The organism is Tabrizicola sp. (assembly GCF_030694085.1).
Lineage (GTDB): Bacteria > Pseudomonadota > Alphaproteobacteria > Rhodobacterales > Rhodobacteraceae > Tabrizicola.
Map to the genome: position 1 here is coordinate 14,255 of NZ_JAUXZE010000031.1, position 26,314 is coordinate 40,568.

At 59.0% G+C, this 26,314-nt stretch carries 23 protein-coding genes; 1 reads left to right on the forward strand and 22 read right to left on the reverse strand.

What is annotated here, in order from left to right; translation table 11 throughout:
* Positions 1-9: 9 nt before the first annotated feature.
* The 7 genes from Q8M85_RS03825 to Q8M85_RS03855 form a co-directional block, all read right to left on the reverse strand.
* Complete coding sequence (locus Q8M85_RS03825) at positions 10-396, reverse strand: hypothetical protein (protein ID WP_156391352.1); 387 nt, start codon at positions 394-396, stop codon at positions 10-12.
* A 9-nt stretch (positions 397-405) separates the two neighbouring features.
* Positions 406-960 (reverse strand): hypothetical protein, encoded by a 555-nt coding sequence (locus Q8M85_RS03830; RefSeq protein WP_087864246.1) that lies wholly within the window; start codon positions 958-960, stop codon positions 406-408.
* 120 nt (positions 961-1,080) lie between these two features.
* A complete protein-coding gene (locus Q8M85_RS03835; protein WP_305540499.1) occupies positions 1,081-1,842 on the reverse strand; it encodes a hypothetical protein in 762 nt (253 codons plus the stop codon).
* Positions 1,839-2,303, reverse strand: a complete 465-nt coding sequence (locus tag Q8M85_RS03840; RefSeq protein ID WP_156391351.1) for a hypothetical protein — start codon at positions 2,301-2,303, stop codon at positions 1,839-1,841. Before Q8M85_RS03840 ends, Q8M85_RS03835 begins: the two co-directional genes overlap by 4 nt.
* Positions 2,293-3,213 (reverse strand): hypothetical protein, encoded by a 921-nt coding sequence (locus Q8M85_RS03845; protein WP_056639326.1) that lies wholly within the window; start codon positions 3,211-3,213, stop codon positions 2,293-2,295. Before Q8M85_RS03845 ends, Q8M85_RS03840 begins: the two co-directional genes overlap by 11 nt.
* 42 nt (positions 3,214-3,255) lie before the next feature.
* Positions 3,256-3,537, reverse strand: coding sequence for a hypothetical protein (locus Q8M85_RS03850; protein WP_056639323.1), 282 nt, complete (start codon positions 3,535-3,537; stop codon positions 3,256-3,258).
* Positions 3,530-4,354 carry a helicase HerA-like domain-containing protein gene (locus Q8M85_RS03855; RefSeq protein ID WP_305540506.1) on the reverse strand — a complete coding sequence of 275 codons (825 nt, stop codon included), beginning with the start codon at positions 4,352-4,354 and terminating at the stop codon, positions 3,530-3,532. The genes Q8M85_RS03850 and Q8M85_RS03855 overlap by 8 nt, the downstream gene beginning before the upstream one ends.
* Positions 4,355-4,842: 488 nt before the next feature.
* Between Q8M85_RS03855 and Q8M85_RS03860 the strand changes: the two genes are divergently transcribed.
* On the forward strand, positions 4,843-5,769 hold the full coding sequence (locus Q8M85_RS03860) for a hypothetical protein (protein WP_305540509.1): 927 nt from the start codon (positions 4,843-4,845) through the stop codon (positions 5,767-5,769).
* Between the two features lie 189 nt (positions 5,770-5,958).
* Here Q8M85_RS03860 and Q8M85_RS03865 read toward each other — a convergent pair whose 3' ends face one another.
* The 15 genes from Q8M85_RS03865 to Q8M85_RS03935 form a co-directional block, all read right to left on the reverse strand.
* Positions 5,959-6,339, reverse strand: a complete 381-nt coding sequence (locus Q8M85_RS03865) for a hypothetical protein (protein ID WP_087866136.1) — start codon at positions 6,337-6,339, stop codon at positions 5,959-5,961.
* A complete protein-coding gene (locus Q8M85_RS03870; protein WP_305540515.1) occupies positions 6,336-9,542 on the reverse strand; it encodes an LPD1 domain-containing protein in 3,207 nt (1,068 codons plus the stop codon). The genes Q8M85_RS03865 and Q8M85_RS03870 overlap by 4 nt, the downstream gene beginning before the upstream one ends.
* Complete coding sequence (locus Q8M85_RS03875) at positions 9,517-9,975, reverse strand: hypothetical protein (RefSeq protein WP_305540518.1); 459 nt, start codon at positions 9,973-9,975, stop codon at positions 9,517-9,519. The genes Q8M85_RS03870 and Q8M85_RS03875 overlap by 26 nt, the downstream gene beginning before the upstream one ends.
* Complete coding sequence (locus Q8M85_RS03880) at positions 9,962-11,371, reverse strand: hypothetical protein (RefSeq protein ID WP_305540521.1); 1,410 nt, start codon at positions 11,369-11,371, stop codon at positions 9,962-9,964. Before Q8M85_RS03880 ends, Q8M85_RS03875 begins: the two co-directional genes overlap by 14 nt.
* 24 nt (positions 11,372-11,395) lie before the next feature.
* Positions 11,396-12,535 carry a M23 family metallopeptidase gene (locus tag Q8M85_RS03885; RefSeq protein ID WP_087865273.1) on the reverse strand — a complete coding sequence of 380 codons (1,140 nt, stop codon included), beginning with the start codon at positions 12,533-12,535 and terminating at the stop codon, positions 11,396-11,398.
* Positions 12,536-12,537: 2 nt separating this feature from the next.
* A complete protein-coding gene (locus Q8M85_RS03890) occupies positions 12,538-13,695 on the reverse strand; it encodes a hypothetical protein (protein WP_305540524.1) in 1,158 nt (385 codons plus the stop codon).
* Between the two features lie 55 nt (positions 13,696-13,750).
* A complete protein-coding gene (locus tag Q8M85_RS03895) occupies positions 13,751-14,956 on the reverse strand; it encodes a hypothetical protein (protein WP_305540526.1) in 1,206 nt (401 codons plus the stop codon).
* Between the two features lie 5 nt (positions 14,957-14,961).
* The gene (locus tag Q8M85_RS03900) at positions 14,962-15,723 is read right to left on the reverse strand and encodes a hypothetical protein (protein ID WP_087865474.1); all 762 of its coding nucleotides are present in this window, start codon (positions 15,721-15,723) and stop codon (positions 14,962-14,964) included.
* Between the two features lie 10 nt (positions 15,724-15,733).
* The gene (locus tag Q8M85_RS03905) at positions 15,734-16,897 is read right to left on the reverse strand and encodes a hypothetical protein (protein WP_305540532.1); all 1,164 of its coding nucleotides are present in this window, start codon (positions 16,895-16,897) and stop codon (positions 15,734-15,736) included.
* Positions 16,884-17,336, reverse strand: coding sequence for a type IV secretion protein IcmW (locus Q8M85_RS03910; protein WP_156391347.1), 453 nt, complete (start codon positions 17,334-17,336; stop codon positions 16,884-16,886). Before Q8M85_RS03910 ends, Q8M85_RS03905 begins: the two co-directional genes overlap by 14 nt.
* A gap of 145 nt (positions 17,337-17,481) precedes the next feature.
* Positions 17,482-22,863: a strawberry notch C-terminal domain-containing protein gene (locus tag Q8M85_RS03915; RefSeq protein ID WP_305540535.1), complete on the reverse strand. Its 5,382-nt coding sequence runs from the start codon at positions 22,861-22,863 to the stop codon at positions 17,482-17,484.
* A 147-nt stretch (positions 22,864-23,010) separates the two neighbouring features.
* A complete protein-coding gene (locus Q8M85_RS03920) occupies positions 23,011-24,450 on the reverse strand; it encodes a hypothetical protein (protein ID WP_305540538.1) in 1,440 nt (479 codons plus the stop codon).
* A gap of 55 nt (positions 24,451-24,505) precedes the next feature.
* Positions 24,506-24,829 (reverse strand): H-NS family nucleoid-associated regulatory protein, encoded by a 324-nt coding sequence (locus Q8M85_RS03925; RefSeq protein ID WP_172415286.1) that lies wholly within the window; start codon positions 24,827-24,829, stop codon positions 24,506-24,508.
* 26 nt (positions 24,830-24,855) lie between these two features.
* On the reverse strand, positions 24,856-25,686 hold the full coding sequence (locus Q8M85_RS03930; RefSeq protein WP_305540543.1) for a spermidine synthase: 831 nt from the start codon (positions 25,684-25,686) through the stop codon (positions 24,856-24,858).
* Positions 25,676-26,314 carry a fused MFS/spermidine synthase gene (locus Q8M85_RS03935; protein ID WP_305540546.1) on the reverse strand — a complete coding sequence of 213 codons (639 nt, stop codon included), beginning with the start codon at positions 26,312-26,314 and terminating at the stop codon, positions 25,676-25,678. The genes Q8M85_RS03930 and Q8M85_RS03935 overlap by 11 nt, the downstream gene beginning before the upstream one ends.

The following is a 26,314-nucleotide window of genomic DNA, read 5'->3' on the forward strand; positions in this document are numbered from 1 at the left end:
GGACGCCCGTCAGGAACGCGCCGCCAACCCCGTCACCTCAGCGAAGTAGTCGCAGGCGAGAAACAGGCCATCGGAGGCCTGCTCCGCACCCACAGGCCCCGTGAAATTCATGTCTGCACGTTCCTCGGAGAGGCAGTAAATCTGAGCCTCGTCGTCGTCCAGGCTCAGGGTGACATTCAGGACATTCGTCGGCACGCCGTTCACACGGGACAGCACACCAAACTCGATCACCCCATCCGCATCGGAGAAGCTGGCCCTGACTCCATCCAGCTCAACGCCAGACACGAGCCAAGAAACGCGCAGCGGCTCAATGCCGTCGCGCGTCAACTCCGCCCCTGCAGCGGTCAGGTAGCCGTAGACACGGCCCCGAATTGCGTCAGCGAAGCTGGTCGCCATCATCACCCCTTACTCGAAGGATGGCCCATTGGGCAATACACGGCTCCACTGGATGCCAGAACCACCGGACATGGCCTCCAGATTCGCAAACTTCACCTCGACAGGATGGGATTCAATCCACGAAGCGCGTGCGTGGTACACCTCAATGAACCGATACAAGTCCTCGAAAGACATTGCAGACTGTGCAGCGCGCAGCACACCGATGGAGATCAGCTCAGGTGGCAAATTGACCTTGCGCAGTGATTCCGCCAATTCGGGATTGCTCGCATGCAACTCGGCATGGCTTGCAGCCACGACCGTGGGCTGCATGTCCTTGTAAACCATCGTGCCCCGGCTGCTGTCTGCCCCCACGGACATACCCTCGACGCCAAAGGCGCCATCGAGATCGGTGAACTGGTAGCGAATCACGCTTAACAGAGCCCGACCCAATCCGCTATTGGCGTATTCGGGCAAATCAACTTGCACCAGGGAGAGCTGAGGCGCATCGAACAGCTCGCGTTGCGGGTCGATGTAGTTCCCGAAAGCGAGGCTGCGTGCTTTGATCGACTGTTCCAGATTGCTCATCTCATACTCCATTCCGATGTGCGCCACCATGGCGGCGCGATGCCATTATGGCACCAATACTAACGCACATTCTCGAACTATGTTCAAAAAAACGTCGTTTCAATTATTGAAATTTTTTGGTTAAAGCGAATGAGCCCGGTGCTCAGGCTCGAAGTCCCAGAGCTGGTAGTCGGGCATTTGGATGCGCTGCGGGTCAGTGAACAGCACGTAGCGCTGCGGCTCCTTGCTGATCTGGTCCATCGCCTGGAACAACACGCGGTTGACCTCCAGCGGCCCGCTGGTAGCCGCGATCATCCCGATCCGCTCCATGCCCTGCTCCATGGCCCTCTTCACCGCGTCCGCGCTGGCCTTGTTCAGGTGCTCCAAACTGTCCATGGCGCCCAGGATTTTCGAGGTAGAGCCGTAGATCGAGCGAGCGATCCGGTCTACGTCAGGCCGCTCGCCGTTGGCGATGGCCTTGGCGATCTCTTCCGAAATGTCCTTGAGATGCCCCGCATAGCGGGTGGACTCGGCCTCGAAAAAGGTGGTCGCAGCTTCCAGATAGGTCTTGAGGTCCGCTCCGCGCCCCAGCGACTTCTCGGATGAGTAGGTTTCCTTCGCCAGCTTCGCCAGCAGTTGGATGCGATCACGGTGCTGCTCTTCCGGCGAGCTGCCGTCCTCGCGCCCCTTGCGCATGAGGTCAATCAGCAGCGGCATATTTTCGACCATGGCCTGCTGGACCCACGAGTCCTGCATCCACAGCAGGACATTGCGATCAACACGCTTGCCTGCATCGGCCATGGCAATCAGGTCAGGGATGACCAGCTTCTCCAGCACCGGCTCCCGCGCGATCTGGACTGTCTTGCGCGTGGCCGCGCCACGCTCTTGCCCGTAAGTGCTCATACCCGTGGCCCCTGTTGTTGGTTGCCGAAAGCCGTTGCCTCACGCCCCACTCGTGTGTTGCGCTCCAAGGTGAAATCAGGATGGATGGACTGTGCAGCCGCCTCGAAAACACGAGCCACATCCGCACGGTGTTCGAGCACATAGGAGTCGAACACCTCGACAACGAACGGGCCGACGCGGTGAAATGGAGCCAGCTTGTCCATGTTTCGCGCAGCGACCAGGGGGAAGGCCTCTTTGCTCTCAGGATCGAGCTTGTAGTCGTAGCCAAACTCGCCCATACCCACATAGCGCGAGACGCCCTGTGCAAGGCAAATCACCGAGGGCAGAAGCATGTCCGCAACGTCCTCGGGGAACAGGCGAGCCCTGTCATACAAAAACTGCGTGCCCTGCGCGTGCTCACGCTCAGCCAATCCCGTCACCAGGGTCATCAAAGACTCCCAGTTCTTTTCCTCAAAAGACATTTTTACCCTCCGATCTGCCCGACTGGGCAATGACGATCAACTCACAAACCTCGTATGTCTTGCGCATCACCCGGTCATGCTCTTCAAGCACATGCTCGTAGTTCATGCCGCCGATGCGCTCGTAGTTGCCAATGGCAAACGCTCGGTCGATCTCCTGCATGTCCTGCAGCTTCTCGACCGCCTTGCGTGCGCATGCGTTGTAGACCTGGGCCATCACATCCACACTCACCCCGTAAGCGCGCTGGATCATCAAGGCCTGCCCGTATTCCGTCATCCCGTCCACGCCCTGTAGCGCGTGAAATTCCGCTTGCGCTGCCACGGCATAGACCAGACGGCACGCCATCGCCTCCGTGTCCATCACGTAGAAGTCGAACAGGTTCACGAGTCCCATCATCACCGGAGCCGCGTGCAGTGTGGCGAGCTTGCGCGCGGCGCCAAGGTCCAACTGCCCCGATGATTTCGGGAACAACCTGGGCTGCTTGGCGCTCACCGCCTCAATCAGGCGCCCGAAGAGTGCCATCGGCAATTCTTTCGTGCGCCCCCCGATCTGACGCCACTTGAATTCTTCGGTCACGGTTTCAAGAGCCACAGCAGTGCACATCGAAAAGGCCGCGCCGTAGTCGGGATGGTCTTCGGGTACTCCGGCAATTGACAGGCATGTCTGACGGACTGCAGCAAGCCGCTTGAGCACATCCGTCATCCCACCAAGAATCTCCCCGTCGCCCAGGTCCGCACTGACGTGGTACACCCGCGAAACGATCTGAGCAGCCAACTTGGCGCTCGCACATCGCTGCCGCACGTCACCATCGGCGATCAAGCTGATCTGCGCCGTGGTGTCCGCCACTGACTCCCCCAGATCGGCCTCGGCCAGTCTGGTGACATGCATTGCGCTGGGATCAAATGCCCCCATCACACACCCCTCCACTAGAGCGCACGGCCAGCTCCGCGAGCATCAGCATTCCTTGCGAATGAGCCATCGGTACACACCCAGCAGATTCGCACACAGAAAGATCGTTTGCTGCGCTATCAGAGGGTGAGAACCCAGTCGGTATGCAGCAACAATCCAGGCGATGCTGGACACGATCCACAACACCCAAGCCCATGGGGCGAGCCGCCCCCGCCAAGCGAGCAACACCGCGCCGGAGATCCCCGTAGCGGCACCCAGCATCTCAACTGGAGACATGGCAAGCACAGCCGCCCACAGCGACGCGAGCAGGCTGTGAACATCAACCATGGGCCATCTCCGGTATCACCACCCAATGCCAATCGTTCTTGGGAGCGCCGCGAGACTTGATCTGGACCAGCATCGACTTCTGCAGCTTGATCCAGGCAAGCGCCTGCTCTTCCACGCGCAGCTTGGTGGCAGCACCGCGCCAGTACAGCTCGTCAATGCCGAGGATGACCTTGGTGGACACAGCGGCAATGAAATCCTCCGAGAAGTGCGTTGGCGACTGGGAAATGCAGATCAACGCAACACCGAATTTTCTAGCCTCCTTCGCGATGCTATTCAGGATGTTTTCTGGATCGGAATCAAAGAAAATATGCGCCTCATCGAGCACGATCACCGTGTTGGGTTGCGCCTGCTCACCTGACTGGATAGCTTCCGCAAACAGCTCCTGCAGCTTGAACAACACGAACAGCTTTCGCTCCTCCATGCCCAGTGCGCGAATGTCGTAGCGCCACACCGATGCCTGCGGATCAAATGGCGGTGGCTTCGGCTTGAACACCCCGATGGCATTCATGTTCTCCAGCCGATCCACCACGCCTTTCAACACATCGGTGCTGTCATAGCGCAGCAGATCATCAACCTCCCGCCCCGTGGAAATCGCGGTCACATACTCGGTATAGGCTTCGATGGCTTTCTGCTTGGCCTTATCAATGTCAGCCTGCATCTTCTCGTCAGAAAAGCCTCGCTCCCCTTTGCGCAAGGCTTCAAGCAGCTTGCGTTGATAGGCTGCAGACGCTTTGTTTGCCGCAGCCAGACAAGTGATGGCCTCCTGACCACTTCCCAAAAAACTCTGCTTCATGATGTAGCGGGCTGTGCGCAGCACATCAGAGATCGAGGGATGTCACACGCACTTCATTCCCCCTTCGCGCGGTCGGGAAGACCTCGAATTGCATCGTCCCAGTACCTGGGCCGCTGTGCGTTCCCCGCCACCTTCTGCAGCCAGTTGGCTGACATATCCCAGCGCCGACCTATCGCCACAAAGGTCCATCCTTTGCGCACGACTTCGGCCCGAAATTCGGCGGGTGTCAATCGCTCCAATGGGGCGGTGTCCCCAGGCGATTTGTCTGTAGCCATGCCATATCCTTTCCATGTATCCAAATGACTATAGCAGCCACCCAACACCCGCCCATGGCGCATACGCCATGAATAACGACGAAACGCCATCTTCAAGCAGCTTTTCCACCATGAACATGGCGCATACGCCACATTTAGATACAAATTAAAGCTGCTTTTTTGCTGCGCACCATGGCGTATACGCCATGTTTGCGGCGCATAATACATGCATGCACAATCACATGGAGGATCGCAGCAATGTCCGGTAAATCCCTGAAAGCAATGGCCGCCGACAAAGACAACAACGCGGTGAAGAAGACTGACCTGTGGAAAGTCGATCCTCGCGTCTTGGTCGAAGTCGAAGGCTTCAATTTGCGCGACTACGACGACCCGGAGGTCATCGCTCAGATCGAGGCGTTCGCAGACGCATACGCTGCGGGGCGCTACGTGCCTGCGCTCATCGTGTGGACCGACGATGAGGGCCGCATCAGCCCTGTCGAAGGCCACCTGCGGCGACGTGGTGCAATGCTTGCCATCGAGCGTGGCCACGACCTGCCCTACCTTGAATGCGTGGGCTTCAAGGGAAGCGATGCAGAACGAATCGAAGTGATGCTGCGCTCTGCAGATGGTCTGCAGCTTCGCCCCCTGAACACAGCAATCGGCTACCTGCGACTGCACCGGAAGGGCTACACCAATCAGGAGATCGCCCAGAAAATGCACCGCACCGTGGCCCGCGTGGAGCAGTTGCTGCTGCTCGGCATGGCGAATAGCGACGTGCATGCACTGGTCAAGAGTGGCAAGGTGTCCGCAGACGCGGCCATCGAAGCTGTCCGCTTGCATGGCGAGGCCGCTGGCGAATACATGCAAAGCACGCTCAACAAGGGTGGAAAGGTCACTCGCGGAGCTGTGCGCGGCGCCGGCATCCCACCCAAGGTGGCAGGAACCGTGACGGGCGCCTTTGGCGAACTCTTCGGGAAACGCACGCGCGGCGGTGTTCTCGAAGGCCTTGCCCGCTGGGAAGCCAGCGGGATGCCGAAGGGGCAGAAAATCGAGGTGGACGCCGCGGCACTCCTGGCGCTGAAAGAGGCACACGATGCCCTGGAGTCGATCACCGAAAAACGCAGCAGCCGCGCATCGGAGCGCGCGGCCAAAGCCAGTCAGGGGAATCTGGAAGGTCTGGAGTAACCCGCTGCTGATCCTTGGCAGGCCCACCGCATCTCGGAGCAATCCGAGTCGGTGGGCCTTGCTGCGTCTACGCGCCCAGGCGCTGCAGGCCTGCAGCGCAGACCCCGTAGGGGGGAGCGTCGTGATGCTGGGCATAGCGGGGCATGCTCTTGATCGCGCGGATGCAGAGAATTGGTCCCGTTGTACAGCTCAACGCGACGGAGCGACCTCGGGACCGCCAGCCAGCTCGCGCATCCACTCGAATCCAGTTGTGAAATGAGGGATGTCCAAACCCGCATCTACGGCCTTCAATCCTTCCGACAACTGGATCACTTCGCGCAGCACTTCGGGCTTCGTCCCCTCCAAGTCCCAGCCGTCGCTGTGTCTTTCAAGTTGCACAAGATGACGGGCCTGGGTGAACGGTTGCCCCGCTACTTCGATGGATTCGCGCAGCGCCGTGTTGAGCTTGCGCGCCACGTCCTGGCCCGTACCCTCGATGCCCTCGGCAAGCTGCGTAGCGTGCCGCAGAAATTCCAAGTGAGCCTCCGGTGTGGCTACCATGTCCTTGTAGTCTTGCACTTGAATTTTCATGGTGTCATGTCCTGTGTTGATTCGTTGGTGAGCGTTGCACGGTACTCATCCAGCAGGTTGTCAAAGCAAGCCCGCAGCGCATTCCGATCCTCACCCGATGGGTTAGGGCTGGCCTCAATGTCGGCCACCTTTCGCCCATCGCCCGCGCCGTGGACGAGGTAGTCGCTGCGCCCGCCCTGTTCTTCAATCTTGTCCTGCACATAAGCCGCAAAGGCGCGAGCAAACAGCTCGCGAGTGGTGTTCCAGTAGGGCGCAGACCGAAGGTTGTCCAGCTTTTCTGCATCACGGCTGAACACCGATTGCTTGCGCAAACTACTTTGACCCAGCAGCACCTCGGGCACCGGCAGGCCACGCTCTGCATAGGCCTGCAAGGTGCTACCGAGCCCAAGAGCCTTGCCCATGTGCCAACAGTTATCGCGCATGTGCTTGAAGCCATCTTTGCCCAGCTTGCCGCGCCATTTCGTACTCATTTCATCGCGCACCTCGTCAGCAAGACTGTGCAGCACAGAGAACGAAATCACGCCAGCCTCCCCCAGAACACCACGGTACGGGTTGTTGTCCAAGGTATCGGGCAACAGTGCCTCTACACGCCGCGTGATCTCCATGCGCATGGAATCCATCGCATGCCCCAGATCAGCAAGGGCCTCGGGCCGCTGCTCCACGGGCACGCTGCCCAGCCAGGATTCCGCATTGGACTTGCTGCGCGCAGCATTGCGAGACGCCAGCTCGGTCAACTCCTCGACCGTGGCGTTGCGCCAACTGAGCCGGGTAGACAGGGTGCGCATCGAATCCAAGGGAGGACTCGTCATCTCGGAGGCATACGTTCCACCACCTGAAAGCGCCGCAATCTGGTGATCCAGAAAATGCCCCATCTCGTGCGCCAGCGAACCGCCACCCTTGAGCCGAGTGAGGTTGATGACGGTACGCCCCGGCTCATAGTGAGCAAGTGCCGCCCCCCTGCCCCCAGTTCCACGAGCACCGAAAGCAACGGCCAGCTTACCGCCCATGCTCAAGTCCTGGGGTCTGAGATTCAGCGCCTGGGCGAGATCGGCGAAGCTGTCGAACGCCGTATTGATGACTGCTTGCCGCTCCTTTTGTGGAAGCCACTCGCCATACTCGATAGCCCGAAACCCGAAGCGCTCAAGCAGCTCGTCAGCCGTCACGTCACGGCCATCGCGCCAGTCTTCTCCATTGCGGCGCAGGTGCTCAAGGTGCGGCACATGCAGCTCCTTGTCGATCTCCGTGCGGCGCTTGCGCTCTGCAGCTTCTTCCTCGGTCGCCGTCTTGGCTGGCTTGACCAGGGCTGTCCAGGGCTCTGCGTTCTCCATCCGCTGGGTTGCAGAGTTCCATGACCGCGTGGCCTTTTGGATCTTCCTCTCGGCAGCGTAGAAAAAATCCCTCTGCAGGAACTTGGAGGTATCCCTGCCTACTTGGTGCCACAAGGCACCACCGTAGATCACGCTGTCATCTCCTTGCGAGAGATATTCACCGGCAGCTACCGCTGCGCTCCTGAATTCAGCCTCGGTCTTCACGCCTTCAAAGAAGTCCCGCATCCGACCAACAGCCGTCACAAAATTGTCGGCGCACTCGCGATCACTGAGTGGGCTGTACTTCATGGGAACGGTGTTGATGCTGTCCTTGAACAGCTTCAAGGCCATCGCCACCTTCGGCTCCACCCCCGCCTCTTTCATGGCCGCATAGTTCAACGGAGGCCACACGTTCTGCTTGTTGACGTGCAACTTGATCTCAAGATCATTCATCGCCAACACATCGTCAAGGGCCATCGCGCGCTTCGCATAGTCCTTGCGCGCACCACCGATCTTCTCGCCCACGTCCACATGCTTGCGCGTGTCGGGCGCATCTATCGCCAACGGTTGCTGCACAGGTTTTGCCTGAACTGCCTTGGCTGCGGCCATGGCCGCATCCCGCTCTGCAGCGATCTCCGCATTGACCATCTTCTGCCACAGCAGGCGGGCGCCCAGCAGGGTGTCAAGCACCTTGTCTTTGGAAGCAATCCCCAGCTTCTCAGCACTCAGCGCCAGGGACTCGTAAGCACTGTTCTCGATGTTGTTGAGTTTGCGAAGACGCCAGCTACCGGCGTCGTTTCGCTCCAGGGCAGGCTCGGTGTCGCCAAAGACCGAATCGGCCAGGGACGAATGGCGCTCGACCAGGGCGTAGCCCTCGTTGAATACAGCCACCTGACCCCACACCAAATCTGGCGACTCGTCCTTGAGCTGCTTTGGATCGGCTATCCAGCTATCCAGGCGATCCAGCGCGGTCTTCAAGAGAGCGGCGTAGGCCATGCGGTCCCGGAGGTAATCAACCACGAGTGATTGCGGCACCGCGTCCTGCCGCAGCCACAGCGCGTTTTCTGGAGAGATCGTGCGCCGCAGATCGGGCATGGCCCAAACGTCGCGCAACGCCACGACCTTGCCCTGCCCCACCACAGCAATGGGAACACTGGCAGCAAAGCCGCTGCGGTGGTACTGCCCCTCCTTGAGCCCATCTGCCTGGGCGGCTTCCTCGTTCACGTAGTAGACCGCCAGCGCATCATCACGATAGCCAAGCTGCGATGCCTTGAGGGCAAGCGCTATCGCTATGGTCCTATCCCGATCCTGACCCAGCAAACCGGCTGTCTCCAGCGCCTCCCGCAGTGGCACTGGCTTGTCACTCTGACCCCATGGCTGCTGATTGGGAACCCAGACACCGATGGAGTCATTCACCATCGCCCTGCGCAGTCGCTCCCATCGAGCCTCGTAGCCTTGAAAGTCCTCGCTCGCAACCAGAACACGCTCAAGTGGCATGTCTTCAACATCATTCACCGTGAGGCCTGGGAACAACCGCTGCAGATCGGACAGCTTGATCGAATCGCGCAAGGCCTCCGCAGCGAAAGTGGGGTACTCGGCGCCATGGGCATTGAAGTCAGCAGCAGTCCCGGAGGCGAGCCGCGTACTGTCCATCGCGCTGAACCCCATATCGGCCAGCGCTTCACGGAACCGATCAGGGGTATACCGCTCAGCGACGGTAGGGTCCAGCACCTGGGCAATGGCCCGCTGCGCAGCCCAATCCCTGGAATGCGGCATTTCCAGCCGCAGTACCGTGCGCGTGCGCGCATCGGACTTTGGCAGCACACTGAGCTTGGCCGCGTAGCGGGAAAGATTGAACCACTTCACTGCGTCACTCCACAGCTTCCAGCCGTTCACCAACCTCTTTTTCCTGCAGAACCAGGCTGCGCAGCTCTGCTATCCCGGCAAGCACGTTGCCAGCCGTAGCTTGCTGCCCAGCTACGTGCGCAGCCTCCACATTCCAGGCGCTACCACCGCCCAGCGTTGTAGCGGCAAGCCCAGCCACGTATGACTCTTTCGCACCGCTGGTAGCACGCTCTAAAACGAGCTGGTAGCCCTCATCACGGGTGCCGGTTACGGTGACTTTTACGCGGTCATCCCCCTGACCATAGGCCAGATGGATGCTCGAAAATGCACCCTCTTCGGCCTCAGAACCAAAGGCAACCGCTGCGCCCAGGATCGCATCGAGACAAACAGCATCCGCGTCCTGCAAGCCAAAGTCGCTGGCCGATGCCCGCAGCAGGCTCAGCCGGGGGAAATGGGTGCGGTCGAACGACTCAGGGTGCTGCATGCTCTTGCTCGCCGCCAGTAAACTTCGCGCCCACCGCCTGCAGCAGCTCCCTGACGCGCTCAATGATCGCCTGGATAGCCGCTTTCAGGCGCTCAGCGTGCGATTCCGTCTCGCCACCAAACACGGGGGTTTCTGCTGCCAGCTCCTGCATCTTGTCCTTGGAGGCGTCCACCTTGTTGCGCGCCTTCATGGTCTTGGGATCGGTCATGTCGGCATTCATCAGCTCTTCGGCGCTGTGCTCGTATTGCCCTGTGTAGCTCTTGAGGGCCTTGTCCAATGACACTTTGGCCTGCAGCGCATCCGGTGATGCAGCGACCTCCTTCACGAACTTGTCGTGAAGCTCGGCCCATTCACCACCGGGCTTCATCTTTGCCATCGCATCGGGCACAGAAATGCCCGTCTTGCGCGCACGCTCTTCGATCTCTTCACGCAGAGCAGCCATCGGCGCAACCTGCCAAAACTTGTTCAGCGCCTTCTCGTAGTTGTTCGTTGACTTCTCAATCTGGTTGATCCGGTACTCGCTGATCGTTGGCATGACGGAAACGCGGTCGTAGCTGCTACCGGCAAACTCGGGCTTCGCCCCCCAATTGCCGATACCTCGCCCAGCGGCGCCGACTGCGGCACCGATGAACTTGGCAGAGCCGGATGCAAGGGAAGCAAGCCCGCCGATCAAAGCGCCGCCTGTGGCGACCAGCTCGGCGCCGACTGAGCTGCCGTACTGTGGCGCCTCGTCACCTCGCGCACCCCGCCCGCCACCGCCGCCAGCAGTGACCCCGGCGCGCAGCTCGGCGCCCTTTTCTTCGCGCAGTCCAAGAGACAACCGCTTGGAAATGTCAGCAAGCATCTTGTCGTGGGCCTTCGCATCGAGCAGCGCTGTGTTGGGGGCCTCTCCAGCCATCTCCGCGAGCACTTCTGCGAGCACGTCCAAGGGAATCTTCCCGCTGGAAAGGTCCACGCCCTTGGCCTGCAATGCAGCGATGAACTCTTTGTCCTCAAGACTGAACTGCCCCTTGCTCTTGCTCTCAGACTTGACCTCGGTGGTCTTCTTCATGCTCACGCCCACACTGGCGTTCACACCATCCTTGTCCACACCGACCTTTGCGTCAAAGCCCTTCTCAGTTTTAGAGCTGGATGACACGATGGCCTCTGCCTGGGCCGCAAGGGCGCTCTTTTGCGCCTGTGCGAATTGCACGATCTCCGCGCCGCCGCCGCGAATGACGCGCAACCCGCCAGGAACCGAACTGAGCGCATCGGCATCCAGGGCAAGCTCGGGCTTTTTCGATTGCCCTAAATCCTTGGACTTCGCCGCTGCAGATTTCGCGGCCTTTGGGTCTGGCCCAAAGCTGGGAAGACCATCTTTTACCTTCAACTCATCCATATCTTTCTCACTACTCATGGTCTTCTCCTACGCGAAATTGCCTTACTGGAGTGCCTTCGTCGCACCCTGCTTTACAGCGCGCTCGCGCGCTGCATCCGTCGCCCTGCGTTGCCTCTCAGATTTCTGAGCAGCCAACGTCGCCAGGAGCGCTTCCACCTTCTCGCGCTTGCGATAAATGGCCTCTTGCATGTAGTTGCTGACCGCCACCGTCTGGGCGTAGTCCACCCACAACGCGCGAGACGAAACCTGTGTCAGGTTTTTTTGCCACTCGGCGTCGATCATGCGCCGCTTGGACTCACGAGCGATCATTTCCGAGGGTGAAACATTGCTGTAGCTCTCGTAGCGCACTCCCGGCAACGAACCATACCCATCACGATCCGAGAGGAATTCGGGGATGGTCTTGCCCACAGCGTTGGCCTGGACGGCGACCGAATTGGCTGCGACAGACTGGGCATCCGTGTATTCCGCGTTGGGAGGGGTGCCATTGGGCACACTGCCATGCAGAATCTGGTACTGCTCCTTGGTGTTCTTGCCCAACACCGCGTTGTCTTTGGTGGCGTCGCCCACGAAGGTGTACGGATCGCACATGTACCCAGCCGGATCGGTGGTGTACGTGCCATCGCTCTTCTGCACGAAATTGTTCTTGGCCTGGAAAACCTGCTCGCGCTCCATCCCCTTGGTCACAAACACATTGCGCGCGTCCTCGCGCTTCTTCACTGTGTACTCAAGGTGCAAATGCGGGCCGCTGCTGCGACCTGTATTGCCAGACAAGGCCACGAACTGGCCTGCGCTGACCGTCTTGCCGACAGCAATGTCATTGGCATACCCACTCAAGTGCATGAACCAGACCACATCGCCATTGCCATTGCGGATCGCAAGAAAATTACCGGCACCCCCTGGCTGAACGTTCTTGTAAAGCACCGTTCCATCGAACGGCGCGTACAACTGCATACCCACGGCAGCACGCAAGTCTTGACCGCCGTGACCGCCGCCCTTGCCGCCGTTGTAATACGAGCGCCATGTGCCAAAGCGGCTTGTAGCCGCCATGCCACCCCCGCCCTTGGTCGGGTCCATGGCACAAGAGGCAGATGCCGCAAAAGCAGATTGCGGCATCAGGCCTGCTGCACTAATTGCAGCGACAGCGCCGAAGTATGCGAGCCACTTGGCAGACTTCATCGCCATGCTCACAACCCCACTTTATTCGCAGCGTTCTGACGAGCTGCGGCCTCTCCCGAGGCCTGCGCCTTGCGGGCCTGACCCGACTTGAGGTTGGCAGCAACTGCGCTTGCCAGTTGCGCCTCCATGCGCTCATATTGACGGTACTGCCGCTCCTGCAGGGTGAGGTCCAGCGCCTTGATCTTGAGCAGCTCCACCATCACGCCACGGTCATTCTGGGCAGCCATAACGCTGGACCAGCGCTTGTATTCAGGCGTATTGCCTGCGTAGCGCTTCACCTCGGTGGCGTATTGCATCGACAGTGGCAGATCGCCGTCACCATGCTCACCATGACCGCCGCTGGTGGTTTCCAGGCGAATCTGGGTCAAGGATGCCAGCGCACTGCTGCGCACCGCGTCTTTCTGGATTTTTGCCAGTTGATACGTCGCTGCAACCTGGGAAGAGCCGCCACCTTGGGGCACTTCGCCATCGGGCAGGCCAGCGACGAAATTGATGAACGAGGTTTTGGCCTTCGTCAGGTCTTCTTCCCCCGCCGTTGGCTTGAACAGCGTCGCCACATTCAGATTGGCCCCTGGCAAACTACCCTGCGCGGTACACAGGCCAGAACTCGCCTGATCCTGAGTGCAGAAGAGCTGGTTGTGCTCCATCTGCATCTCCTTCTGCGCGGTGATCGGATTGGCAAAGCGGCCCGGAGCTGCCTGAACGTCTGCGCGCAGCGCAGCCGCAGACGCACCACTCAAGTCAGATTCAGCACGCGCAATCCCCAGCCGCCCCTGGAACACGTAGCAAGGGGAGTAGCCCTGGCCGAAGTCACCGCCATACTCAAAGCGCGCTTTCTTCACGCGCTCTGCAGTTGCAAGGGCGTTCAGGCCTACTGCTACGTTCTGGTTTGTGTTGCGCAAGCCATCAGCGATCTGGTTGGCTGCAACCGCCTTCTGCTTGGTCATGATCGCTATCGCGCTAATCAGTCGCTCACTCTGGAACCAGAGCTGCGCCGACAGCGCAACGTCCATGGCCGTGATCTGCGCCGTCAAGGTGGAGGTCGCAGCCACGAACGCCGGGTACACCCATGTCTCTTGATACTGCGGTGGGCAAAACGCAGCGAATGAGGTCGCTGCTGTCAGTCCTGCAAGGCCAGTGACCACCCGCCGCTGGGCGCGGGTCATCCCGGTCTTGCCCGCTTGTGCTGCACGATTCAATCTTGTACGCATACCGCCCCCTTTATGGCCGAACTGCCTGCGCTGCCGTTTGTCGGAGCACAGCGTCGTACTTCTGATCGACCTCGGCCTGCATGTCATCAGTGCTGCTCAATACGAATGCCGCCAGATTGGCCTCCATCCGCTGGCCTTGCTCGTACTGCTTATGGCGCATCCACACCTCCAGGCCCGACATTTTGGTGAGTTCAACGACGAGCCCGCGTGTGGTCTGCGCGGCCATGGACGAAGACCACTGCTGCGCTTCCTTGCCGCCAAAATACTGGTTCACGCGCAGTTTCATCATCTCGTTGGCAGACTTGCCCCCGTAGGCTTCGCTGCGCGTGTTGTTGGCGTCGATCATTGCCAGGGAGTAAGCAGGAATCGACAACAGGGAATCCTTGCGATTCTTCTCGAAGGCATAGGCCTGCCCTGCAGGAGACTGACCAGCATCCCGCGTAATCCGCTCATCAGGGGCGCCTACCACGTTCTGGATGAACGCCTTGCGAGCCGCTGCCGCATCACTGCCTTGATCCACGCCCGTAAACAGCAGAGCCGCGTTCGTGTCACCGCCAGGAACACTGCCCACGCTGCAAAGGCCAGCATTGGCCTCGGCTGGAGTGCAGAACTTAGTCCGATGCAGATTCAGTCGGTTTGACATGGCACCCACGCGCGAATCCACCAGTCGCCCAGGTGCAACATCGAGCTGAGCCAAGGTCTGCCGCGCCAGTCCTGGCACGTCATCAAAGGCCTTGTCCAGCGATTGATTACGCGCAACAGTGCCACAGGCATCAAAGCCTTGCCCAGTAGTTGGCGAGTAGTCCAAGTAGGCCTTGACCGTAGCATCGTTGATGCGCTGCGCGCGGACAGCATTCACCAGGGTTTGGCCGGAATTGCGCGTGGCATCGACCACTTGATTCGCCGACACAGCCTCTTGCTTGGTGGCGATGGCCACAGCCGAAATCAACTGCTCAAACCGCAATTGGCTCTGCGCCATGAAAAGCGCCTGGAAGGCGGCGAGCTGGGCTGACACGGTGCCCGTCATCGCCGTAATCATCCCAATGGTCCATGTCTCTGCAGGCCCGAAGCCGTAAAGAGCGCCATAGGCCGCTCCCGACACCAGCACACCGGCACAGATCGCCCCGGCCGCGATGACCTTCGGGTTACCCAACGCTGCAGCCAGCGAGGCCTGCAGGATATGCCGCTTTGCGGCATGTCGATTACGTCTACGCATAGTCACTACTCCAAACGAGTCGAGCGGCGCATGCTCAACTGTCCAATGAAACTTTCCGCCACCATCGAACCGATGGCAGTGGCCTGCATGTTCTCAAGCCGCGCTGCTGCGCAGGCCTCGGACTTGCAATTGATGGAATGAGACGCCCTGGTGTCCACCACGTTGGTGATGTAGTTGTAGCCAGCCAGCTCCACATCAGGCGTCATCGTCTGCTCGCCAAATGGTCCTGAGTAGGAAGCATCCCAGGCCTGCATGCCGTTTGGTTTCAGCTCGCACAAGCCCTGCTTCGCTTCGGAGACAGAACAGAACAGCTCACGATGCTGGGTCAGCACATCCCGATCCGCTGCAGCACGGGATGGCGTGGATGCGGCAGCGAAGTTCGACACCAGAACACGAGTGTTCTTCTCCGACTGGTTGAAAACCTCAACCTGCAGGCGACGATCAAACTGCGCCTCGCACTTGAGCAGCATCGGCTGACCGAGGGACGGGTCGTAGTTTTTCACCACTTCACGTACACGCTCACTGGTCATCACAGCACCCATTGCCACCGCAAGTTGCTTGCGGGTATTGACCTCAGCGTCGCTGATCTGGTTCGATGCGACAGCACTTTGCTTGACCGCAATTGCCAGGGCGCTCAGCTCACGCTGCATCGTCTGGAACCACGACAACACCGAGGCCCAGCCAAAGGCATGGGCCTGGGCTGAGACTCCTACCAGGGAGGCCACCAAGGCCACCTGAGCCAGCTTAGATGCGACGGCCTTTTTCATGATGCGCGCATCACTGGAAAAGGTTGGTCAGCTTCTGCGTCAGGCTCTGCTGGCTTTGGCTCTGCTGAACCGAACGGCTCGAAAGAGTCGTGCCAGTGGTGACACAAGCATTCGCGGGGATCGTGCCATCCGCCTGCAGGTTGTTCATCCTGCAGCGGATGGTGTCGATTGCTGCTTGTGCATTGTTCACCGCCGTCTGCGCAGAAGCCACCGCCTGTTGCTGCGACGTGCAATCCGCGACGCAAACATTGGCCGCTTGCTGGGCTGCGGCCAAGTTCTGGTTGGCAGTCGCAAGCTGCGACTCAGCAGTGTTCAACTGGTTAATCAGTCCAGAGTACACGGCAAAGTAAGAGCCGGGGCCATTGCCCGTCATCCCGCCAGAACCTGTCCCGGTGCCCGTTCCAGTCCCTGTACCAGTGCCCGTGCCCGTGCCCGTGCCGGTGCCAGACCCACTTCCGCCCGCAGAATCAGGAACTGTCGCTTGTGGCTGATTGCCAAACGGTTGCCCGGTGTTGTACGTGCCGGATTGACCGATGTTGTAGTTGGCACCCAGGTTGGGGTCAAGCAACGACATGCCGCCAGAACTATTGAGGTTCGCGCTCAGGCCGTTCAGTGCACCGATGTATTGGTTCGCTTGCCCGATGGCCTGATTGATAGGCCCAGTCACCATGCCAGTGACCTTGGAAACAGCCGAACAAATTTTCTTCTTGGCGTAGGCAATCACGGCCTGTTGAGCCGCAGCGATGATGGTAGCCAACGATGGAATTGCAAAGGACAGGTCCAGCAACGCACTGAGGCCAGCGAAGCAGTCCGCATTCACATCGAAGAGTTGCTCAACGTTCGGCGAAGCTGATGCCAATTCAAGATGGGCCTTGAGTGACATATTGATCGCATTGCCCACAGTCCCTTGCTGCGTGCCGCTTGCGCAGGCCTGCGCGTCAGCGCGCATCTGGGCAGTGATGACCGACTCCTGATCGGATAGCAACGTGCTGGTTGGATCGCTATAAGACCCTCCACCACCGCTAGAAGCAGAGATGGCGTACCCGCCACCCAATGCTGCTACCCCGAGGACAACACCTGCCACGAAGCCCTTGTTGTAGAAGATTTGCATGAAATCCGACAACAAGCTCGTGCGGGACACCAACACCGGCACTACGTTTTCAGCGCTTCCCATTTTCAACCCCCATGATGGACTTGATCCGCTCAAGCCTTGAATTAGAAAAAATCTCCCCGATCAGTTGCGCCTTGGTGAAGGCCTCCAGCCTCCGACGCACGACCATCACCAACCGATCCGCTGGCTTGGCCTCACCAAGCAGCTTTTCTATCTGGTCGGCGAGCACAGGGTTCTGCTCGCTCGCCTTCTTGAGCAGGTAGAGGCATCGGCTGGACCGCATGCCACCTAGCAGCTCCAAAAACTCATGCGGCGCCACCTGCAGGCTGTCCATCCCCCCAGAGTTCAGGAATGCCTGCAATTGCGTCACAAATGCCTTGACCTCCAGTGCGTTCGCTGCCTCGTCCTCTTTGAAGTCCACCGCCCACGCATCAACACTGTCGATGCGAAGCAGGAACGCCAAAACCCGCGCGCTTTGGGTACTGCGCGCGAAGTTGGACATGATTGCGTAGCCACTGAGGTCAATCGGCGCTGCAGCGCCGCTACCTACTGTCATAAATCACCCCGGTAAACTCAACATTTGCGAAATCATCAAAATTGCGCCGTTTCGTTATTTTGACACCGATTGGACCCTTTGAGAAATCCAATTAGCCCAAGGAAGCAACAACCCCGGTATCGCGCGATTGCGCGAGCGCTGCAGTGCTCTCCCTGTTGGCCTTTTGGAGCTGCTTGATGATCTCCAAGTCCAGGTCGTGAACGAAAAAACGACTCACATGGTGGCCCTGGTTCATCCGGGTCAACAACTCCGGCAACTGCCCCTCATCCACCTTGCAGCTCATGGTCTTTCGGGTGCCCGCCAGCTTGAGCCTCAAGCTGTCAGGCGGTGTCTTTGGACCAATGTCGAAAATCCGTCCATCTGCCATCAAGCCGCCAGCATGTTTCTTGGTACCGGGAAGGCGCAGCATGTACTGCCCAGGCGTGCGGCGCGAAAGCACAATGCCGCCGTCCTCTGGGCCGTCCAGCAGGGCGTTGTTGAAGATCAGCATCTCCACGCACGGCTTGTAGCCTTTGTCAGGCAGCGCCTCAAACTTCGCGTCCACCGCGCGGATGTACTGAGCCACGTCATCGGCGTCCATGCCGATGGGCATGCTTTTCAGCTTCTCAGGCGAGATATGCGACCGCACAAGCACTGCGCGCTGCCGGTTGCCTTCGGCATCCGTGTAGAGAATGGGGTTGCCGAGGGCGTTATTGCTCGCAAGCTCCACGCTGCGGAAAATGTTGCCGCTCAGCACAATGGCCGAGCGAGTCACCAGCCCATCCGGCACATCGTTGTAGCCAGACATGAGCTTGTCGTACTCACGCTTGATCCAGCTCGCAATCCCGTTGTCTGGTTTGTCAGTGTTGATGCGCAAGCTGCTGAACTCGCCCAGCGATTTATCCTGATTGAACAGCGTGGCCAGCGAAACCGTCTTCACCCCGCTCTCGCCAGGAAACACCACACGCATGCGGTAGTCGCCCAGCAACGTCAGGGCCTCCGGCCTGGGCAAAGACACATCAGTCACATAGCCCTTGAGCGTCCCCTTGATCGGGTCATCAAACTCAATGAGCGTGCCTGGAAGCATCTGAGGCCATCCGTTCACTAGGCAGCGCATGCGCATCTCTGCACGCTTGGCACTCGTCGCCTTTTCATGCTCCAGGGCGTCGTGGATGGACTTGGTGCCCGCCTCAACCGCCTCGCGCAGCTCGTCCGGGAGCTGCCTGTGCACGAAGGCCTCGGCGGCATTGGCAACGGCCTCGCGAAACCTCGCGCGGTTCGTGCTGCCTTCGTCTCCATGCCCAAACGCCTCGTGGTAGTCGGCCATGCCCGCACGGATCATCTCGATCAGCTTGGCCTCGCGAATCGGCACGACCTCTTCCTCGTAGTGCAGCTTCACGATCTTCACCGGCTCATCGAAGGTCGATGAGGTGATCTTGAGCGTAGGCGCGACCAGCTCATCTTCTGCCACCACGCGAGCGCCCCACTCGTACACATCCACCTTGAACGGGTTGACGCCACGCTGCTCCATTTCCTCGACTTTGGCCTGGAATCGCTGGGACAAAGTAGCCAGAATTTCCTCTTGCTTGGCGACAGGCAGCATCACCAACCGACCCATCAGCTTGTTGATGTACGGATTGTCCTGGGCGCGGGCATCCAGCGAGTTTTCGTCCGTTGGCAGGTCAATGTCCAGATCACGCGCGAACCGCGGATTCTCGACCAGCCACTCCAGCGCGATCTCGTCGCCCAGGTCATTCAGCAGATCAAGCGACTCGTCCGAGATGTTCGAGTTGTCGCGGTTAGAGGTGGTGTTGGCAGAAAGGCGCCGCAGCTTCGAGTTGTGCATCATCGTCAGCCGCGACTCCGCTGGCAGCGCAGTCTCAAGGCTGCGCATGATCGGATGGCACACCTGATCGCGACGATTCACGCGGCCCATCCACTGCAGGTATTCGGCAATGTTTGCGGCCTTCTGCGCAATGATGAATTCACGCTGCCGAATATCAGAGTCTGCAAAGCGATTGGTAGCGTGCAATGAGATCCCCGTAGACCCGGCGCGGGTGATCGTGATGCAGTCGTACTGGCCGCTTTGGAAACCAGCCACGTTCGCCACCGCGTTGGCTTTCTTGTGCTCCGTGGGCACCCACTGCCCTCCCTCAAGCTCTTGATGCAACGACACAGTGCGCCCTGAAACCTCGGCTGGCTCATACCCATGTTGACGCAGACGCTGATTGATAACGTCCAGGGCGCTGAGCGGCATGTCGGGCAGCTCTCGGATCAGCGCACGCAGCGCCTTCGCTTCGTCTTGGTACTCCTCAGACGATGGGCGGTGTGTGCTGTACTCACCATAGCGCTCTTGAACCTTAATGACTCCGATGCGATCCAGCATCACCTCCAGCAGATCACGGAACTGCGGCGGCTTTTCGAGCTTGACCGCTGCCATCCTTGAGTCCACCTGCTCCTTGAGTGCATCCAGGCGCTCCTGCGCGTCTGCAGCGTCGTCGCCTGGGCGGGCCTTGATGCTTTCGATCTCATCGAGCAGCTCGGCCACGTTCGCGCGGCGCTGCAGAACCTCGCGAAGCAGGCTTTCTCCAGTGTTCTCGACCGCAATCACCGGCTTGCGGCCCTCCTTCAACGCTTGTATCGCGGCATCGGCAGCATCCTCAACCACCAACGACAACAGAAACTGCCGATTGAGGCTGTACAGACGTGATCCGAAGTTCATGCTGGACGCCTGCATGCGCGCACCTTGGCGTTCGTTTTCCGGGATGCCTTCGAGCTGCTTTTTGAACCCCGCATTCAGCTCGTTGACTTCCTTGCTCACATCACCAGACAGGTAGGACATGCGACTCAGGATGCGTGCAACCTTGTCGCTAACGTCACGGTTGAATTGAGTGCGCTCAGGCGATGGCTCGCGCGACGCAAACTCCAGCTTGGACAAGTCCAGCTCGCGACGGATGAACACCCCATCGCGGGCCATGTTGGAGCTGATGGCCTCCATCAAGGCCTCGCCACCTGCTTTCAGCGTCTCCGGCAGGCTTGCGAGATCGACGGACTTGGGGAACATCCGCGAATAAATGTGGAATGACGCCACCCCCTTGAATGGGGTAGCCGAGGCATAAACCACCGAATCCGTCTCGGAAAGGGCGGCGCCGATGGACGCACTGATGTTGGACTCGCCAGCAGCCACATGGGCCTCGTCCACCACGAAGGCCGTGCCCTGCCTGGCAATCTCGGCCAGAAAACCCGCTTTGCGGTTGATCTCAGGCCTGCGCTGGAACTGGCTGTACGTGGCGAGCACAAGATCAGTTCCTTCGGGCAGCACCCCAGCATCGAGCGCCGCCTTGCGTGCGCTGGACGACGTGGCCGGGTGCAACACATCGGAGCCAGACCCAAACTGCATGATCCCGACCCCTTCATTGAAGATGAACGGGCTGCGGAACAGATCGTCTGAACCTATGTCCTTTAGGTCACGAAAAATGTCCGTGAACAATTCTGGTTTTAGCGTCAGGAAGACCGGAACCTTGCCCTCCAGCTTTGCATAGCGCAGCATCGCGGCGCAGAAGCGTCCTTTACCGAAGCCCGTGAAATCACTGTTTGTGAATGCTCGGCCATCGTCCATCTTGCTGATCGCAAGGCCCAGCGCATCAACTTGCTCGGGCGAGAAGTACCCACCCAAATCTTCTTTTGCGTACTGCAGCTTGCTCGCCACATAGTCATCAATCGGGCCGACCTTCGACTCCAGATCGGCCAGAGCGCCATAGGTAGCACCGGCAAGGTTGATCGGAACCATGCCAGTCGGCGGCGCAACCTTGGAAGCCGCTTGGTAGGGAGCTTGGTACTCATTCACCTTGCGTTCTGGCACGCTCTTCACTGGCGCTGCAGGCGCTTCGCCCGCATCTACCTCGACAGAGGCCATCACCGGCATCTGGGCGGGCGAATCGCCCTGCAGCTCGAACTCAGGCCGCTCCGGCTCAACCACAGTGACGGCCTCGACCACCGCTGCTGGGTAGGTTGCCACGACGCGCTCGGCCCAATCCCAAGCCTCGGCGTAGGTACGAATCACCGGCAAGCGCTCAGGAATCTCTATGGTCAATGGCACCTCGCGGCGCGCACCGACTGAGAACATGCGCACATTGGCGCCCGCACCCTGCTTTGCGTACATCCGACCGTCCAGCTCGACCGCACCCAGCACCTCATAGTGGTCATAGACGTATTCGAGAAACGCCTTGGTGCCGCCACGAAACTCGCCCGGATTTCGCGCGTCATCACCCCCCAGGATCAATACCGAACGACCCTCTGGCTTGCGGGCTTCCAGGGTCTTGAGGGCAATGTAGTAGTCCGCACGCCGCACACGCGGCAGCTTCTCAAACGAACGATCCCGCTCCATGGCTCCAAATGGTGGATTCGTTATCGAATAGTCGAAGCCCTCGGGCTGTTCCAGCGCCCGTCGATAGTTCAGCTCCACAGCATCGCCAACCACCACCTTTTCGCACTGGTTGGCCTTGAGCACGCTCGCACGCTTGCTGTCCAGTTCGATAGCAAAGACGCGCCCCCCTTTGTTGACGAGCGTCAGCAGCCCGCCATTGCCCGCCGTGGGCTCCACGAACGTTTTGCCCTGAAAGTCCTCATTGCCCACCAGAAGGCGCTGGGCGATGACCCCCATCGGTAGCGGGGTCGAATACTGCTGCAGCGCTATCGACTCGGCAGTCCGCATACGCGCCACCGGCAGGCCGTTGTAGTAGTCCTCGGCCACGGTGAACGCGAGTTTGTCGATCTTCCGGGAGGGACGGCTATTGAAGGCTCGGTAGCCTGCAGCCTCGACCGCCTCCTGAAAGGCCTTTAGTTGCATGTCAGACACCTCGCCGTTGACGAGGTGGCGGGCATAAGCAGCTCGGGTGGCCCGCTCCATGTCAGACCAGTCTTTGCGGGCACCGGCCCTGATTTCCCCAAAGAACCCTTGCGCGCAATCCGCCAAGGACTCCGCGTCATCGGCGTACAGAAAGGCTCCGGCACCCAGCTCGCGGCCAGCCTTCGAGTTCGCTGCAACGATCTCGGCATCGCCGTTGTCATTGGTCCACTGGATCAAACGTCCCGTATTCGACTCGTGTACGAGATAGCCATCCTTGTTGCGGCCCAACTGGCGAGACTGCTGCAACGCAGTCCAGAGGTTCTTGCCAATCTTGTCTTTGAAAGCCGCCTGAAATTCGCGGGCAATCTCGTCGCTTTCCTTGACGACCATGGGGCAGTTGGGCAGGCCCAACGCTGCAGCCAGCTCTGCCCCTTTGATGCGCTGATCGTCACGCGCCAGGAAATACAGCCCGCGTTCGTAGGCTGGCGAGCCCTGAGTACGAGCAAAGCCCGCCGCAAGCAGCTTGTCGGCGTCTGCCTTGTCCTCAACATCCAGCAACAAGATGCGCTGCACCCCATCGCGCAGCCTTGCCGCACCGACAAAATAGCCATGGGAAGCGAGATCAAACCATTTCTTTGCAGCCAAAGCACTACCCTCAAAATCCACCAAAACAGGGCACAAACAGCACCCACACAACACCTATACGACGCGCATACAGCACCAATACGGCACAAATAAAAAACCACCAGGGCACCTGGGCGCCGTGGTGGTTTTCTTGCCGCTCATGAAGCGTTACATGCCTGGGCTGCTCTCGTAAGCAGCCTCTTTTCGGGGAGCTTTGGGGTCTTCCGGCAGGATAGAAGTCAGGGGCATCTGCGCATCAAAGTGCGCCAGGGGACTGACCTGGGGGAAGTGCTCCTGGGGCGATGCGTAGATCGCATAAGGCAGGCCATCGGGATGCCGCTGGATCGCGGTGACGGTGTTGCCATATCCGCGCTCAACGGTAGTGCGCTCGCCCTCCACTTCCGTGCGCACCAGATACCCGGCGAACTTCGGGTTTTCAATGTCCTTGAGGTACGTCTTCGCGCTGTCCAGACCGAAATTAATGCGCTCAGCGGCCACGATCTCGACCGTCAGCTCACCCGCCTTTGCCCCGTAGAAGAAATTCGCAGCCTTTTCTGGCGCCATGACGTGGGACACAGGAGGCTCATCATCGTCCAGAATTCCGGCAACGATGGCCCGTGCAAGATCGTTCTGTACATCCACATTGTCCAGGCCTGCCCTTTTGCCATCCAGCAACGCCTTTACGCTTGCATCCCCCGGCACTGGCAGACGAACCGTTTTGTTGTCGCCATACAGAGGGTCTTTCACCACGGATTCCTCCCGCGCAGGGAAAACACGCGCTGTCGCGAATTCAGTCCCCCCGTGGTAGACGCGCATGATGGCGTGGCCGTCACGGGCATTGCCCTGGTCATCCTTAGTCGCCAAGGCCGACCCCAGGGCCTCGCGCACATTGGAGCCATCCACGATGGTGGAGGTCCGCAGATATTCCACATGGGCTGACGCCTTGCCAGGGGCGCCATCTCTGGGCTGGAACAGGTTGATCGTGCCCAGGCCGTGTACCACCTCGGCCTCGGGCTTTGCTGCCATGGTTTGCGGCCAGTGTGCGCGGTACGTCCTGACGCCATGCTCTGTTTCGCCAAGCGGGCGAGCGCCATCGAACGCGATCAGCTTGATCTTCCCTGCCGCTTTCTCGGCCAGGGTTTCGCGGCGAAATTCGCCGCTTTCGTAGGACTGACGCAGACGGGCCTCATTGGCTTTGGGCATGTCCACCATCCGCTCTTCCACCGTGCTCAAGCGAACGGCCAGCTTCACGCTGGGATCGGTCACGGAGCGCCCAATGGCCCAGTCTTCTCCACCCGTACCAGGGCGCGAAAGCTCAAACCGCTCTACGGCCATGAAGACGCGCTCATCAAAAACGCGCCGCTGCTGCTGAGCCTGCGGCTTCAAAGCGTCTTTTGCCATGGAAGGGTCGAAGGTGCTGCTCATGCGGTTCTCCAAATAAACGAGGGAAATTACGTTGGCCGGAATATAGCCCGCATGAAATTGTACTGTCAACACATCGCCATTTTTACCGCGTACAAATTGACAAACATCATAAATGCGCCGTCGCGCTTTTTGAAATTTTCGATCAACTAACGCAACGATGCCTCTTTGAACATCAGAGATCAATACAGGAACAGCGCAACTGCATCGCCCGGACAGATCAACAAGATACGCCGCGTATTCAGCCGATAAGGTTTGGGAACTTTATTAATCTCGCGGATTTTCCCACCACCCATCGCGGCGTCTTTCCGATGCCATCCCAATCCTTACCAGCGGACAGATCGGAGTATTTCTGCGCGGCTCGCTTGCGGGGTTTTTGTCCATTTTCCCAATCCGCGCCAAATATCACCAAAGGCTCGATTCCATATTTCTCAATTAATGCCCTGGCCTTGGTAATTGCTTGAGCCCTGCCTGCAGCCCTCAATCGCTCTATGCGGGCACCAACATTTTCATGCAACTCCATCAGCTCACCGAGCGAAAGAGCATCTATATCCTCATCCGTCAACACAGGCACTCCTTTCACAATCCGCATCAGCGAACAAGCAGAGAATTAACCGGAGAGAAACGATCCCGCATCACCGTCGCATCCGATTCATCAATACGCGCAGAATCGGGAAGATGGCTTGCAACATCCGCAGCATGCTTTCCCGCAAAAATAATACGGTTGCCGTTGGGTATGGCCGACTCGTAGACACCGCCGAAAACATGCTGATAGGTTGCTTCCTCATACTTGGCAAACCCAGTTTTCTTATAGGTGTTCGACATGAGAATGCCGTTAGGCGTTAACGCACTCTTCACTTGCGTAAGAAACTCAGCCGTCGCCATGTGCTCGGGTATGTAGTCTTTATCAAATGCATCAAGCATCACCACATCAAACTTAACACCATCACGAATTGCCCTCCTAATATGAACTCTTCCATCTTCTGCGAAGACTCTCAGAAGTTCATTATTAGGCTTGAAATTGAAAAACCGCTCTGCGACATTTATCACCTCCTGATCCAGCTCAACAGCATCGACCATCACATCGGGATATTTTTCTCGGATAGCCATGGGAATACTTCCCCCGCCAATACCGATCACCAAAACACGCTTGACGTTTGGCACATATTGCAGAGCATCAAACATCCTCTGCGTATAACCAAAAACCAATTTTGTCGCCGGAGCATCCTTCTCCATGCAGCTCTGCCTCGCGCTGCGGCGCCCAAAGGTCAGGCACCTGTGTGTAGGCCCGTCGAGGACGATGATGTTGCGGTACATCGACCGCTGCACCCAAATGGGCTTTGTCGCCCCAAAGACTTGCGCCTGGGCGTCCACCGCCGCCAGCAGGGCCAGCGCGCCTGCGACCAGGGTTTTAATCATCATTGCGGATACGCAGTTGGTACGACAGGCTTGCTGCTACAGCGGCCACGAGCAACGAGATAACAGCAAGCATGGCGATCAGGCGGTACACATCGAAGACCAGCACCAGAAAAAAGCCGGTGCCTATCGTGCCTGCGGCAGAGCCAATGGTGCTCACGAAGTACACCAGCCCAGCCTCGCGACCGCTACTACCAATGCCGCGCACCAACAGCCGGATGCAGTACGGGCTCACCATGCCGGAGATGACTGTTGGAATTGCAAAGAGGCACATGCTGGAGATGATGCTGCCCCACCGTGGATCGGGGAAGGCAATGGAAATCGCCTCAAGCAATGGCTCTGCTTCAATTACTGGCAGTGTCAACAGGGCTTCTGCAGCCAGCAATGCAGCCAACTTCCAGAGCCTAGGTTGCCGGGTAGAGAAAACCCCACCCAGTAAATAACCAAAAGACAAGGCAAGCATATAGGTCGTGAGAATACCTCCCCATACGAATATGCTAGAGCCGAAATAAGGCGCTAGAAGCCTTGAACTAAGAAGTTCGACAGAAAGAACGAAGAACCCGCTCCATGCAACCACGATGTATGTAGTTATTCGCGCCGCATGCGCGCCTGCATTACTCGCCATATTCGCCAT